Genomic DNA, 13,862 nt, shown 5'->3' on the forward strand with positions numbered 1-13,862 from the left:
GCCTCAGGCCCCCTCGACCGGACGCCGCCGCAGCCGGTGCAGCTTCCGCTTCAGCAGCAGCCGTACGGCGGTGTCCTCCTCGCCGATGTGCACGCGGGGCAGCGCGTACGGGCCGTTCAGCGGGCCGGGGTCGATGGCGCAGGCGTAGCCGTACCCGGCGTCCCGTACGGCGTCGGCGGCGCGCTGGTCGACGGTGCCGTACGGGTAGCAGAAGCCGTGGACGGGAGCGTCGATCAACTCCGAGAGCCGTGCTCTGCTGCCGGCGGTCTCGGCGCGCAGGGTCTCGTCGTCCGCCTTGGTCAGATCGACATGGGTCAGCCCGTGCGACCCGATCTCGATGCCCTCGGCCGAGGCCGCCGTCCGGATGCCGTCCGCGTCCAGCAGCGGTTTGCGCGGGCCCAGCGGGTCCCAGGCGTTGTCACCGCCGAGCCGCCCCGGCAGCACGAACAGGGTCGCCCCGAAGCCGTGCGCGCGCAGGCGCGGCAGGGCGGCCCCGACGAAGTCCGCGTACCCGTCGTCGAAGGTCAGCCCCACCAGGCCCCGCCCCTCGCCCCGGGCCCGGGCGGCGAGCAGTTCGGTCATGCCGACCCCGCGCAGCCCCCGCCGACGCAGCCAGCCCAGCTGGGCGTCGAGGCGGTCGGGCGAGACCGTGATGCGGTACGGGTCGTCGGAGCAATCGCCCACGGAGTGGTACATGGCGACCCAGAGAGGGGTCGCGGCGGACGGCCTGACCGGCGCGGTGGGTCCGGCATGCGAGGTGGGTCTGGCCGCTCTGGCCGGTTCGGTGGGTCTGGGGTCGGCCGGGACGGGCGGGTGATCAGCGGAAACGGGCATCGGCGAGCCTTCGTGTGACGGTACGGAGTGCGGGGGTGAGGCCGGAGGCGCCCATGGCCCAGGCCAGCAGGACGAAGACGAGGGCGACGACCGAGCCGCCGACGGCGAGACCGAGCACGGGCGAGTCGACCCGGCCGGCGCAGAACCACCCCGCCGTGCCTGCCGCCACCGCCGCCCGCACCGGCCGGCTCATCTCGCCCACCACCTGCCGGACCCGGATCGGCACGGCCCGCCCGCCCATGCCGCGCAGCAGGAGCAGGGCGGTGAGCGTGATGCCGATGGCGTTGGCGGCGGCGATCCCGAGGACGCCCCAGTCGCCGACGGTCGCCGCGCCGATCCACGAGGTCGCGACCAGCCCGGCGGCCATCGCGGCGAGCGGGTACCAGGTGGGCCGCCCGGCGGAGAAGTACGAGCGTACGAGCGCGCTGACGAGTGCGTGGCCGAGGAGCCCGAGGGCGTACACGCGCATCACCGAGGCGGTGGCATCGGTGTCCTCGGTCGTGAAGGCCCCCCTCTGGAACAGTAACTCGATGATCTGCGGCGCACACGCGACGATCGCCGCCGCGCCGAGCAGCACGATGCACGACACCAGCGCCAGATCCTTCTCGACCCGGCTCCGGGCCCGCTCGGTGTCCCCCTCCGCCATCGCCTGCGCCACCACCGGGAGCGTGACCGTGCACAGCATCAGGGAGAACGTCATCGGGATCTGGGCCACCTTCTGCGCGTAGTTGAGATGCGAGATGGCGCCCGCCGGGAGGGTCGAGCCGAGGAACCGCTCGATGAGGACCTGGGACTGCCGGCAGAGGGCGAAGAGGAGAACGGTGGCGATGAGGGCGAGTTCGACGGGGCGGGGGTCGGTGGCCTCGGCATCCGCCCCGGCCTCGGTATCGGCCCCGGCCTTGGTCCCGGTATGGGCCCCGGTCCCGATCTCGGCCCCGGCCTCGGTATCGGCCCCGGTACCGGCCTCGGGCGCCCGGGCCGCCGCCACTGTCCTGCGGCGGCCCAACTGCCTGATCAGCGACGGCAGTTGGGTCAGGATCATCAGGCAGCCGCCCAGTGCCACGCCCGCGGCCGCCGCGCGTACGCCCCAGCGGCCGCCGAGGACGAACATCGACGTGATGATGCCGACGTTGTACGCCACGTAGATCGCGGCGGGTGCCGTGAAGCGGCGGTGGGCGCGCAGGGCCGCGCTGCAGTAGCCGGCGAGGCCGAAGCTGAGGACGCAGGTGCCGGTGAGGCGGGTGCAGTCGACGGCGAGGGCGGGGTTCGGCAGACCGGGGGCGAGCATCTCGACCAGGTAGGGCGCGCCCAGGATCAGCAGGGCCGCCGCCGCGACGAAGGCCAGGGCCAGCCGGGGCAGCGTCGTGGCGACCAGGGAGCGGACCGGGTCGCCCGCGCCGCCGCCCCGGGCCCGCCGGGCGACGGCCACGCTGAACGCGGGGACCAGCACGAACGCCATGCCGTCCTCGATCAGCAGCGTCGCCGCGAACTCCGGCACGGTCCAGGCCACCAGAAAGGCGTCCGTCTCGCTGCCGGCCCCGAACAGATACGACAACGACTGGTCCCGGCCGAGCCCCAACAGGGCGCCGACAGCCGTGAGCACCGCCGTGACCAGGGTGGCCTTGGCGAGAAACCGCCCGGTGGGGGGCGCGACCTCCGACGCGTCGGCGGCACGGGCCTCGGGCACCACCGGGGCACTCATGGTCGGAGCCGGTGCGCCGACGGACGGCACCGCGGCACTCACCGGCGGCACCGGCGCACCGGTGGCCGGCTCGGGGGCACCCGCGGGTGAAGTGGGGCCCCCGACCGGCGCGACGGGCGGCCCCTGGGGAGCCTCCGGCGACCCTTGTGGTACCTGGGGAGGCGTCATGGTCATCGGACCCCGGCCCGTTCCGGCACCCGGGCCACGACGACCTCGGCCGGAGCGTCCGCGGCGGCGGTGCCGTCGGCCAGTGCCCACCACCCCACGAGCCCGAAGCACATCGCCGTCAACACGGTCGTCGGGCCACCGATGTCGGCGTACATGAAGTCGACCAGCAGCCAGGCCATCAGCCCACAGGCCACGAGCCCGCAGTCGACCCCACCGGCCGCGTCCCCACGCCGACCGGAGTCGCCGACCCCACCGGCCGGGCAGGTCTCCCGCCGCGCCCGCCTCACCCCCCGCACCCCGCACACCCCGAGCGCCAGCCAGGGGCCGCCCAGCGTGAGCAGGCCGATCAACCCCTGCTCGCTGAGGACCAGCAGGTACATGTTGTGCGGGGAGAGCAACGGCTGCTTCTGGTATGTCGTGCCGGCGCCCGCGATGTCGCTGCCGGAGGACAGGGCCAGCGAGGCGTGGCCGTCGCGGTGCTCGGGGAAGCCCTTCAACCCGACGCCGGTCAGGGGGTGTTCGCGCCAGATGCTCACGGCCGCCGCCCACATGGTGTAGCGGTCGGTGACGGACTGGTCCGGCGCGTCGGCGACCCGGGTGATGCTGCCGATCCGGTCCTGGAGCATGGCCGACCCGATCCCGAGCCCCCCGACGAGGACCACGGCCACAGCGGTCACCGCGGCGAAGACCACGACCGCCCGCCGCAGCCCGGCCAGCACCACCTGGAGCCCGCAGGCCACCGCCGTCGCGATCCACGCGCCCCGGCTGAACGACACCGCGAGCGGCAGCGTCAGCAGCACCGCGCTCGCCAGCGCCCAGGCCCGCTGCTTCGCCGAGGCGGGCGCCAGCGCCAGCCCCACCGCGCAGACCAGCCCGAACGACACCACGCTCGCCATGCCCATGACGTCCCCGGCGCCGAACGTCCCCACGGCCCGGATGTCCTCACCGGCGTAGGAGGCACCCGTTCCGGTGACGTACTGGTGCACGCCGACGGCGCCCTGCCACAGCGCGAGCCCCACGAACGACCAGGCCACCACCCGGAAGTCACCCCGCCCCCGCACACAGAGCAGCACGGCCAGGGGGACGAGGACGAAGACCTGGAGGTAGCGGCCGAGCCCGGCGAGCCCGGCCCCGGGGTCGCTCGCCCCGGCCGCCGCCAGCGCCAGCCCGACCACCGGCAGCCCGAGGACCACGGCGGCCGTACGGGACAGGGGCCGCCGCCGGTCCCGCAGCAGCCGTACGGCGCACCACAGCACCAGCAGCCCGGAGACGGCGTCGGCCGGGGTCGCCCCGCCCTCGGCGCCCTGGGTGATCGGCAGCGCCAGAGCGGCGACCACCGCGACCACGGGCAGGACAGGCGCCGCATCGCGCAGAGACATCAAGGTCAGCTCCCCGTCGGCCGGACCAGCGCGGCGGCCGTGCGCAGCAGGATGCAGAAGTCCCGCCACAGCGACCAGTCGTCGATGTACGCGTTGTCGAAGCGGGCCCGGTCCTCGATCGAGGTGTCCCCGCGCAGTCCGTTGACCTGGGCCAGTCCGGTGATCCCGGTCCGCATCCGGTGGCGGGCCGCGTAACCCGGGTACTGCTGGCCGAACTTGTTGACGAAGTAGGGCCGTTCGGGGCGCGGGCCGACCAGGCTCATGTCACCGCGCAGCACGTTCCACAGCTGGAGCAGCTCGTCCAGCGAGGTGCGGCGCAGAAAGCGGCAGAACCAGCCCATCTCCTGCTCGTTCGCCACGCTCCACCGCGTCGCCGCCTCATGCGCGTCGGCCGGGCGGTGCGTACGGAACTTCAGCAGCGTGAACGGCAGTCCGTCCCGGCCGATCCGCTCCTGCCGGAACACCACCCCGGGCCCGTCGGTCGCGCGCAGCACCACCGCGCACACTCCCAGCAGCGGGCTCACCAGCAACAGCAGCGCCCCCGACACCGCGACATCCACCACCCGCTTGGTGACGCTGCCATGACGGCCCGTCAACTCAAGGCGGCGGCACGGGTACCCGGCGAGCAGCTCGGTCGAGTCGTCGTGCCCGTACGAGGGCGACTCGGCGTCCACCTGCCACAGCGCGCAGCCCTCGGTCTCCAACGCCCGCAGCAGCGGGGCGCGTTCGGCGCTCGGCCCGACGACCAGCACGCTCTGCACGCCGTTCTGCACAACCGCCCGCCGTACCTCCTCGGTGGTGGTCAGCACGGGCAGGCCCTCGCCCCCGGCGGCCTGGTCGGCGACGACGCCCACGGGGCGCACCCCGCACCCCGGGTGCCGCAGAAACCCGGCGGCCACCCGCTGAGCGGTCGCCGCCGGGCCCACGACCAGGGCCGCACCGGGCCGCCGGACCAGCGCCCGGCGGCGCAGCCAGTGCACGACCCCCCGGCCGACACCGGCCACCGCCGACTGCAGGGCGCAGCCGAGGGCGAGTTCACCGGCGGTCAGGGCGTGCGCGGCGTCGTACGCGGCGATGCCCGCGCCCAGCGCGCACCACCCGATCGCGATCCGGGCGCACACGGCGGGCAGTTCGTCGAGCACGGCGGGCACGGCGGCGGGCCGGTACAGGCGGGCGCGTGTGTTCAGCCATGCCACGACGAGCGCCAGCCCGGCGATCATCAGCGGACGGCCCGGGGTCCGGTCCCCGGTGAGCACCAGGACCGCGAGCAGGGCCGCGCCCGCGTCGACGGCGAGCAGCGGCAGCGCCGACGGGCGCCGTGCGGCCGGCTTCCGCCCGGCCGGCAGGGCGCGTTCGCCGACGGCCTCGCGTGGGGTGACGACCGCGGTGGCCGAGCCTGCGTACTCGCGTTGCTGTCCACCGGGGGAGGGGACGGTTCTTTCCGCGGTCACGGGTGGATCGACTCCCTGAACTCGGTGGCTTCCACGCTTCGGGCGCCCGTGGCGCCGAGCAGTTCGCGGTACACGTCCGCGACGGCGGCGGCCGTGTGCCGCACGTCGTGGGTGGTCAGTACGTGGTGGCGCCCCTGGTCGCCGAGCGACTCGCGCAGCAGCGGATCGAGCAGCAGCCGGACGATCTCCCCGGCGAGCGCGTCCGGGTCCTCGACGGGCACCGGCGCGTGCCCCGGCGGCAGGGACTCGCGTGCGCCGTCCACCTCGGTGAGCACCACGGGCCGCCCGCACGCCATGGCCTCCAGCGGGGCCAGCGCCATGCCCTCCCACCGGGACGGCAGGACGACGAGGTCGGCGGCCTGGTACCAGGGCGCGGCATCCGCGACACCCCCGGCGAACAGCACCCCCGAGGGCGCCCTGGCGCGCAGCCGCGCACCGTCCGGCCCGTCCCCGACCAGCACCAGCCGCGCCTCGGGCACCCGCCGCCGCACCGTGTCCCACGCGGCGAGGAGCACGTCCTGCCCCTTCTGCCGGCACAGCCGCCCCACGCACACCACGAGCGGCGCGCTCGGCTCGACCTCGGCGAGCAGCGGGACATGCGCCCGTACGGTGTCCACGGCGGCGGGGTGGAAGCGCCCGGCGTCCACCCCGTTCGGAACCACCCGCCAGCGGGCGCGCACTCCGGCGCGTACCCCGGTCGCGCGCTCCGCCTCACTGACACACACCACCCGCGAGGCCCAGCGCGCCCCCACACGCTCCCACGAGCGAGCCAGCGCCGCCATCACCCCGCCCACGGCCTCGAAGGACCAGGCATGCGGCTGGAACACGGTCGGCACCCGCCCCCGCACGGCCAGCCGCCCCGCCAGCCCGGCCTTCGCGCTGTGCGCGTGCACCAGATCGGGCCGTACGTCGTCGAGGATCTCCCCCAGCCGCCGCACCTCACCCAGCAGCGTCGGCCCCGGCGACCGGGTCGCCGCCCAGTGCCGTACGTCCGTGCCGAGCGCCCGCAGCGCGGGCGCGAGCGGACCGTCGGGGCAGGCCACCGTGACCTGCAGCCCCTCGGCGAGCTGCGCCCGGACCAGGTCCGTCACAACGCGGGCCACACCGCCGTCGACCGGCTGGGTGAGGTGCAGGACCCGCGGCGGAGGGTCGGTTGGTGACAGTTGCATGCGGGTTCCTTGTTACGGGCGGCGCCGGGCGGCGCGCGTCACGGTGTGGCGTCGACGACGACGAAGAGCGCCCCGACCCAAGCCGCGTCCCGCTGCGCAACGATCTGAAAAGCCAACTGGTCACCGCCCAGCCGGATTTCGTCACGCAGTTCGAAAACGTCCGAGTCGTATCCGAGGGTGTTCACATGGGCCGGGGAGCGTCCGATGGCAGGGGTCCCCGGCTCGCTGATCGTTGAATTCAGTACGTCCTCATGGGGGTTGGCGGCGTCACCGAGCGCCGTGGCCGCGGCCCGCCCGGTCGAAACCATGAGCGAATCGCCGGTGCGGCCCCGATCGCCGTTGTAGGCGACCAGCCCGACCTGCCCGCGCGCGTTCCTCGGCATGTCCAGACCGCGCACCCGGACCCGCTGCTCCCGCCCGTTCGAGAGCGAGTCGAAGCCGTCCCACATCTCCAGGTGCCGCAGCGGCTCGGCGGGGTTCTCGTACGCCACCATCAGCGTCCAGCCGCCCCACGCCCCGGCCGCCGAACGGCCCATGGCCACATTGACCTGTGCCACCGTGTAGAGCCCCGAACCGCTCGACCGCACCAGCTCGGTGACATCGGCCGAGGCCTGGAAGGCGTCCGCGCCGCCCGCCACCCGGTGCCCGACCACCGAGTCCGCGAGCAGTTCCTTGTACGCGCCGCCGGGCTCCGCGATCAGCACCCGCCCGTTGTCCTTGGGCGGCTTCTGCTCCCCGACCCGCAGATTCCCGCCCCAGTACAACCGCGCGTACGACACCCGCGCCCCCGGCGGCAACCGCACCTCGCCCCGGCTGGAGTTGTAGGTGTTCGGGTCCCGGTCGACGTCGATGTAGAACATGTCGAAGTCGGAGTTCACCGCGGTACGGCCCGCCCGCGCGTCCGCGCAGGAGGGCACCTCCGACGGTGCGGCGAGGGGGGAAGTCGGCCTGGCGGGGCGGACGGTGGTCGGGATGAGTAGGGAGGCCGCGCTCGGCCGGGCCGAGGGGACGGTCGCCGGGGTGGCCGGCTTCGTCGGCGTACGACAGGTGATGGAGGAGTTGGCGGCGCGGACGATGCCGCCGTGCTGGACCGCCCGATAGCGCTGTCCGAAGGCCAGCCGTTCGGCCTCGGGGGCGGGCGGCGCGGCCGTCGCGGGGGCGCCGAAGGCCCAGAGGGTGGCGAGAGCGCAACAGCCCACCACCGCGCGGCGCAGCGGAAGACCCGGGTGAATTCGCATGACCGGCGGTGCCCTTTCGGGAGCTGGTTCGGGTGCTTGTCGGGGAATGCCGCGGAGCGTCGAACGGACGGAAACCGGCGGATCACGGGGGTGGTTGTCGGCGGATCACGGGGGCGGAATCGGCGTGTCGTGCGAGGGCCCGCGGCGGCCTGGGGAGGTGCACGACTCTAGCCCGCTATCCGTACTTATCGCCCAAGCCGGACAAGTGTGTCGGAATGGTGAAGTCTGGGGTTTTGTGAGATCACCCCTTCGGAGGCACAACCCCTGGCCCCGCCGCGCGTTGATCCAGCACCGGGCATCCCCGTCCGGATGTCTTTTGCGTCAACTCCAAGGAGCACCACTCCATGTCGCGTATCGCGAAGGGCCTGGCCCTGACCTCCGTTGCTGCCGCGGCCGTGGCGGGCACCGCCGGCGTCGCCACCGCCGACAGCGAGGCGAAGGGCGTCGCCGCTCACTCCCCGGGTGTGCTGTCCGGCAATGTTCTCCAGGTCCCGATCCACATTCCGGTCAACGTCTGCGGTAACACCGTCAACATCGTCGGTCTGCTGAACCCCGCGTTCGGCAACAAGTGCTTCAACGACTGACGTTCACGCGGTTTCTCGTGGCCGGCCGTCCTTCCGACAAGGGAGGGCGGCCGGCCCGCGTCTGTCCGCGCGGCCGTCGGTGTGGCCGTCGGTGCGGCCGTCTGTCCGTGGGGCCGCCGTGTTTCGTATGACCTGCCGTTCGGCGTCAGATATGACCTGTTCGCGACGGGGTTTCCGTCGGGGGCGGGGCTCGTTGGACACGGCGCAGTGCTTCCCGCATCCGAGGAAAGGATCACGATGAAGTCCCTGAAGGCCGCCGCTGTCGTTGCCGGGTCCATGGCCATCGCTGGTGCAGCCGCGCCGGCCTTTGCCTACGACCCCGCGGATGTCACACCGACCAGCCTGAACGGCGCGGTGAACACGCTCTTCAAGGAGCCGATCCAGGCCGCGCCGCTGCAGCAGCAGTCGAACGCGCTCGACACCGAGAACAAGGACTCCGTCCTCAACGGGGTGAGCGGCGCGACGAAGGCCCTCAACAGCCCCGGTGGCCCCACCCAACTCCTCGGCGGTCTCCCTCTCCAGGGCTGACGCCTTCTTTTCGAACGGTCGTCCCCTTCCGTCGCGAAGTGCCGGTTCCGCGGTGACATGGAACCGGCACTTCGCGCTTTCGTCCCACCCGGTGCTTTCCGTCGCGTTCCGTTCTCGGTGTTCGACGTATATCCCTCGTTCGTGTGGTCGGGTCTCGGATGTCGCCCGGTCGGGTGAAATGGTGGGCGGATTGTTTCGCGGGCGCGGATAGGGTTCCGCGGTGACTTCAACTTCCGCTGAAACCCGTCCTTTCCGCCCCGCGGACCTCGGCACACTCGTGGTCATGGCGTGGAGCGGCGAAGCCCCCGACGGGGACATGCCGTATCTGCTCGCCTACACCCTGGGCGACGGCGCCAGCGGCCCCGAGGGCTCCTCGGCCGCCGTCGCGGACCTGCTGACCGGCCTGAACCTGTCCATCGGCGAGAAGATCGTCGACGGCGCCGCCAACCCCGGCCTGCCGGTCACCCTGCTCGTGGAGGCGGGCCAGGCCGTCGTCACCATGCCCCATCTCAACGCCCAGTGCCCGGCCCCGCCGGAGTGGCTCACCGCCGTCGCCCAACGCGGCTTCGCCTACCTGGTGTTCGCCACCCGCCCCTGGCCGGAGGCCCAGCCCGGCAAGCCCGTCGAACCCGAGGCCCTCGCCGCCTTCGCGGGCGACACCGAGACGCTGACCAGCGCGGCCCACGTCCTCCTGCCGGCCCGCACCCTGCGCGTGTGATGTCCGCCCCGGCAGGGCGACCGGTGCCGGCGGTGCCGGCGGACGGCAAGGACGGGGCCGGACGCGCGGTCGGTGGCGGCCGGGCCTTCGCGATCCTGCTGCTGATCACCGGAGCCGCCGGACTGCTCGCCTCCTGGGTCATCACACTGGACAAGTTCAAACTGCTGGAGGACCCGGACTTCACCCCCGGCTGCAGCCTCAACCCGGTCGTCTCCTGCGGCAACATCATGAAGAGCGACCAGGCGTCCGCCTTCGGTTTCCCCAACCCGATGCTCGGCCTCGTCGCCTACTCCATCGTGATCTGCGTCGGGATGAGCCTGCTGGGCGGAGCGGAGTTCCCACGCTGGTACTGGCTCACCTTCGAGGCGGGCACGGTGTTCGGGGTCGGGTTCGTGACCTGGCTGCAGTTCGAGTCGCTGTACCGGATCGACGCGCTGTGCCTGTGGTGCTGTCTGGCGTGGATCGCCACGATCGTTCTCTTCTGGTATCTGACCTCGTTCAACGTGCTCCATGGATTTCTGCCCGCGCCGGAGGGGATGCGCGCCTTCCTCGCCGAATTCACGTGGGTGCTCCCCGTGGTGCATCTCGGGGTGATCGGCATGCTCGTCCTGACCCGCTGGTGGGATTTCTGGACGAGCTGATCATGGGTCAGAACACCGAAGGGCAGGCGGCGATGAGGTAATAGGTCTCTAGGAGTATTGCGGCACGCGGGCGAATCTCGCACTGATCTCGCGCTGATGGAGATACCGGGATCGTTGACCCGGCATCTGGATCAGCCCATTCCAGGAACTCATTCCAGGAGCCAATTCCAGGGACCAATCCCAGGAACCCATCCATCCCAGGAATCCGGTCCAGAAGCCCGTTCCCGAAGCCCATTCCTGAAAGGGACCGTACCGAGATGAAGCCGACCTCACGAGGAACCCTTGCCGCCGTCGTCACCGGTGTGGTGGCCGCCATGGGTGCCTCCGCCGCCCCCGCCGCAGCGGCCGAGACGGTCCCCGTTCCCGTACCGCTCGAAGGCGTGGAGCACTCCCTGAACGTGAAGATGCCCAGGATGTCGGGGGAGTTGCCGCTGCTCACGCCGGGTGCCCCGGACGGGCCGACGTATGTCGAGGGCCGGCTGCTGCCGGCGAGCGTGCTGCCGCAGGTGCCGCTCGGAGCCGCGCTGCCGGGGCTGAGGGCCGAGAGCCCGCTGCCCCGGATCGTCGGGGAGGGCTTCGAGCGGGTCGGCCTCGACGCCCCCGCCGCCGACCTGCGGACCCTCACCCCCGGGCTGAACGTGGACACCCCACTGACCGCGCCCGACCCCGACGCGCTGGGCCTGCCCACGCTGAAGGACCCCCAGGCCGCCCTCCTCACCCCGCTGCTGCGGACGGCGCCGACCGCGAACCTCGGGCTCGGCTGAGCCCGCGGCGACAGGGAGGCGAGGCCCGGGGCGTGGAAGCCCGGGCCGGGCCGCCGGGGGTCACCGCTACTGAACCGGACGAGGAGAGAGTGTTGTTCGTCAGCAGAGTGACGGTGGACCCGGACGGCCCCCGGCGCAGAACGCGCCGGGGTGCCCTGCGTGCCCTCGGCGCATCGGTGGTCGCCCTGGCCGTCGTCCCCGTCGCCACGGCCGTGTGGCCCCGGCGCCCGGGCCGCTCCGAGGAGCCGAACTTCGACGAGACGTACCGGGGCCACCGCATCCGCGGCACCAGGACGGACTCCGACCACACGGCCTACCTCGGGGCCCGCAAGCACACCCCCGGGGACTGGTATGTGACCGTGGACGGGCGCCCGTTGCACCTCATGCGACGCGCCGACGGCACCTACCTCAGCATGATCGACCACTACCGCTCGTACCCCACGGCCCTCGCCGCGACCCGCGCCGCCGTCGACGAACTGGGCACGACCCAGCGGCTGAAGCCACCCGAGCACTTCGCGGAGGGACAACCGGGCCGAGGTACGGGGGAGACCGGGGACGTACGGGGGACGGGCGGTCATGGCGTACACGCGTAAGGTCATGGCGTACACGCGCAAGGACGTCAGCGCCCTGACGGCCGGCGAGCGGCGACGGTTCGTCGGCGCGCTGCTGAAGCTCAAGCAGCGGGGGGAGTACGACGAGTTCGTACGGACGCACATCGACTACTACGTCTCCGACGGCGATGGCGGGCTGCGTACGGCCCATATGGCGCCGTCCTTCCTGCCGTGGCACCGCCAGTTCCTGCTGGAGCTGGAGACGGCGCTGCGCCGGGTCGACGACTCGGTGACCATTCCGTACTGGGACTGGACCCGGGACCGTACGACGACCTCGGTGCCCTGGACGGCGGACCTGCTCGGCGGCAACGGGCGGCCCAAGGACCACCGGGTGATGACGGGGCCCTTCGCGTACGGGTACGGGAAGTGGACCATCCGGGAGGGCCTCACCGACGTCGAGTACCTCACCCGGGACCTCGGCTACCCCCGCACCCCGATCGACCTGCCCACCCGCAAGGACCTGGACGCGGCCCTCGCCGAGACCGTCTACGACAAGTCGCCCTGGAACTCCGTGACCAGCGGCGGCTTCCGCAATCGGGTGGAGGGGTGGGGCAAGGGCACCGGCAACGGGTCCTGGCTCAACCACAACCGCGTCCACCGGTGGGTCGGCGGTCACATGGTCGGCGGCGCCTCCGTCAACGACCCCGTCTTCTGGCTCCACCACGCCTTCATCGACCTCCAGTGGACCCGCTGGCAGCAACGCCACCCCGGCGCCCGCTATGTGCCGGCCCAGCAGCCGAAGGAGGGAGACCGCGAGCGGGGCCGCGTCGTCGCCCGCGACGAGCGGATGCCGCCGTGGGAGGTGACTCCGGGGGAGATGGAGCAGATCGGGCATGTGTATCGGTATGCGTGACGGGCGTTGACGCCCGCGATGGTGTTGACGAGTGTTGACGCCCGTGTGACGTGTATTGACTGTGTCATGTGTATTGACTGCGTCGCGTGTATTGACGTGCATGACATGCGTTGACGTGCATGACACGCATTGACGCGTGTGCAAGGCGAAGCCCCCGGCGGTCGGACACCGTCGGGGGCTTTGTTCGGCTGCGGCTCGTCGCCTGTGAGCCGGTGGCCGGGCGTGTGCCGGGTCAGCGGCCGTAGCCGGAGGGGCCGTGGTGGCCGCCCTTGTCGTGGTTGTCGTGCTTGTCGCCGTTGTTGACGCAGACGTTGCCGAACGCCGGGTTCAGGGCACCGATGAGGATGTTGACGGTGTTCCCGCACAGGTTGATCGGCACATTGACGGGAACCTGGATGGCGTTGCCGGACACGACGCCCGGCGAGCCGACGGCCTTGGCCCCGGCGTCCGCGTCGGCCGCGGCCAGACCGGCACCGCTGACCACCACGGCGGAGGTGCCGAGAGCGACAACGGCTGCCTTCGCGATGCGAGACATCACGTTCTCCTTCTTGCTGGGTCGATGGGACGACCGCGTCGGATCGCGGCCGCACGCCACTTCAACGCGCTCACGCACGCGTGGTCACGGCGTTCATCGGGGGATCACCCCTTTCGAACAGCGGGTGAGGAAATTCGGTTCGCTCGCAAGGGCCCGACGGCTAGCCTCCGCCGGGACCAGTCGAGCGACCGAGGAGTGGTTGACGTGGAGAAGCGGGCGGAGCGGAACCCGAGCGGTGAAAAGGCTCTTGCCGACGGACGGGGTGTGGCGGACGGGCGGGGCGTGGCGGACGGGCGGGGCGTGGCGGACGGGCGGGGGCTGACCGAGCAGGCCGATCCCGTACTGCGGACGTTCGTACGGGACGGCCGTCTCGTCCGGCTGCCCGCCAAGTGGCAGCGCAAGCTCCGCGTGCTGAGCCACATCGCCGAGCACACCTTCGAGCCGGGCGTCGACTACACCGAACAGGACGTCAACGAGCGGCTGCGCGCCTGGTGCGAGGGCGCCCAGGTGGACCATGTGACGCTGCGCCGCTATCTGGTGGACCTGGGGCATCTGCGCCGCCAGTCCGGCTTCTACTGGGTGCCGGAGGGAGAGACGGCGGCGTAGCGGAGCGGCGACGCCACGCGCCACGCGCCACGCGCCACGCGCCACGCGCCACGCGCCACGCGCCACGCGCCACGCGCCACG

The 13,862-nt window shown here is 72.5% G+C and carries 15 protein-coding genes and 1 pseudogene; 9 read left to right on the forward strand and 7 right to left on the reverse strand.

Annotated features, from left to right (window positions below):
- Positions 1–3: 3 nt before the first annotated feature.
- The gene (locus ACWD4G_RS04795) at positions 4–696 is read right to left on the reverse strand and encodes a polysaccharide deacetylase family protein (protein ID WP_451290738.1); all 693 of its coding nucleotides are present in this window, start codon (positions 694–696) and stop codon (positions 4–6) included.
- Here ACWD4G_RS04795 and ACWD4G_RS04800 point away from each other — a divergent pair.
- Positions 695–817, forward strand: a complete 123-nt coding sequence (locus ACWD4G_RS04800; RefSeq protein WP_451290739.1) for a hypothetical protein — start codon at positions 695–697, stop codon at positions 815–817. The two genes, ACWD4G_RS04795 and ACWD4G_RS04800, sit on opposite strands and share 2 nt — an antisense overlap.
- Here ACWD4G_RS04800 and murJ read toward each other — a convergent pair whose 3' ends face one another.
- The 5 genes from murJ to ACWD4G_RS04825 all read right to left on the reverse strand — a co-directional run bounded on the left by murJ (position 818) and on the right by ACWD4G_RS04825 (position 7,941).
- Positions 818–2,536 carry a murein biosynthesis integral membrane protein MurJ gene (gene murJ / locus ACWD4G_RS04805; RefSeq protein WP_451290740.1) on the reverse strand — a complete coding sequence of 573 codons (1,719 nt, stop codon included), beginning with the start codon at positions 2,534–2,536 and terminating at the stop codon, positions 818–820.
- 170 nt (positions 2,537–2,706) lie between these two features.
- Complete coding sequence (locus ACWD4G_RS04810) at positions 2,707–4,083, reverse strand: O-antigen ligase family protein (protein ID WP_451290741.1); 1,377 nt, start codon at positions 4,081–4,083, stop codon at positions 2,707–2,709.
- 5 nt (positions 4,084–4,088) lie between these two features.
- Positions 4,089–5,534, reverse strand: a complete 1,446-nt coding sequence (locus ACWD4G_RS04815) for a sugar transferase (RefSeq protein WP_451290742.1) — start codon at positions 5,532–5,534, stop codon at positions 4,089–4,091.
- Positions 5,531–6,703: a glycosyltransferase family 4 protein gene (locus ACWD4G_RS04820; RefSeq protein ID WP_451290743.1), complete on the reverse strand. Its 1,173-nt coding sequence runs from the start codon at positions 6,701–6,703 to the stop codon at positions 5,531–5,533. The genes ACWD4G_RS04815 and ACWD4G_RS04820 overlap by 4 nt, the downstream gene beginning before the upstream one ends.
- 38 nt (positions 6,704–6,741) lie before the next feature.
- Entirely contained in the window at positions 6,742–7,941 is a 1,200-nt protein-coding gene (locus ACWD4G_RS04825; RefSeq protein WP_451290744.1) for a DUF3344 domain-containing protein, read from the reverse strand.
- Positions 7,942–8,285: 344 nt separating this feature from the next.
- Here ACWD4G_RS04825 and ACWD4G_RS04830 point away from each other — a divergent pair, with 344 nt between their 5' ends.
- The 7 genes from ACWD4G_RS04830 to ACWD4G_RS04860 all read left to right on the forward strand — a co-directional run bounded on the left by ACWD4G_RS04830 (position 8,286) and on the right by ACWD4G_RS04860 (position 12,640).
- Positions 8,286–8,525 (forward strand): chaplin, encoded by a 240-nt coding sequence (locus tag ACWD4G_RS04830; protein ID WP_451290745.1) that lies wholly within the window; start codon positions 8,286–8,288, stop codon positions 8,523–8,525.
- A gap of 237 nt (positions 8,526–8,762) precedes the next feature.
- Positions 8,763–9,053 (forward strand): hypothetical protein, encoded by a 291-nt coding sequence (locus tag ACWD4G_RS04835; RefSeq protein ID WP_451290746.1) that lies wholly within the window; start codon positions 8,763–8,765, stop codon positions 9,051–9,053.
- Positions 9,054–9,273: 220 nt separating this feature from the next.
- Positions 9,274–9,771 (forward strand): DUF5949 family protein, encoded by a 498-nt coding sequence (locus tag ACWD4G_RS04840; RefSeq protein ID WP_451290747.1) that lies wholly within the window; start codon positions 9,274–9,276, stop codon positions 9,769–9,771.
- Positions 9,771–10,412: a vitamin K epoxide reductase family protein gene (locus ACWD4G_RS04845; RefSeq protein ID WP_451290748.1), complete on the forward strand. Its 642-nt coding sequence runs from the start codon at positions 9,771–9,773 to the stop codon at positions 10,410–10,412. The genes ACWD4G_RS04840 and ACWD4G_RS04845 overlap by 1 nt, the downstream gene beginning before the upstream one ends.
- Before the next feature lie 257 nt (positions 10,413–10,669).
- Positions 10,670–11,176: a hypothetical protein gene (locus tag ACWD4G_RS04850; RefSeq protein WP_451290749.1), complete on the forward strand. Its 507-nt coding sequence runs from the start codon at positions 10,670–10,672 to the stop codon at positions 11,174–11,176.
- Positions 11,177–11,265: 89 nt separating this feature from the next.
- Entirely contained in the window at positions 11,266–11,769 is a 504-nt protein-coding gene (locus ACWD4G_RS04855; RefSeq protein ID WP_451290750.1) for a tyrosinase family oxidase copper chaperone, read from the forward strand.
- Between the two features lie 4 nt (positions 11,770–11,773).
- Positions 11,774–12,640, forward strand: coding sequence for a tyrosinase family protein (locus tag ACWD4G_RS04860; protein ID WP_451290778.1), 867 nt, complete (start codon positions 11,774–11,776; stop codon positions 12,638–12,640).
- A gap of 232 nt (positions 12,641–12,872) precedes the next feature.
- On the opposite strand, the gene ACWD4G_RS04865 is transcribed toward ACWD4G_RS04860, so the two are convergent.
- Positions 12,873–13,175 (reverse strand): chaplin, encoded by a 303-nt coding sequence (locus tag ACWD4G_RS04865; RefSeq protein ID WP_451290751.1) that lies wholly within the window; start codon positions 13,173–13,175, stop codon positions 12,873–12,875.
- A gap of 333 nt (positions 13,176–13,508) precedes the next feature.
- Here ACWD4G_RS04865 and ACWD4G_RS04870 point away from each other — a divergent pair.
- Positions 13,509–13,781: pseudogene (locus tag ACWD4G_RS04870) on the forward strand (DUF2087 domain-containing protein); the annotation flags it as partial.
- Positions 13,782–13,862 lie beyond the last annotated feature (81 nt).

This window comes from Streptomyces sp. NPDC002643, from assembly GCF_053592555.1.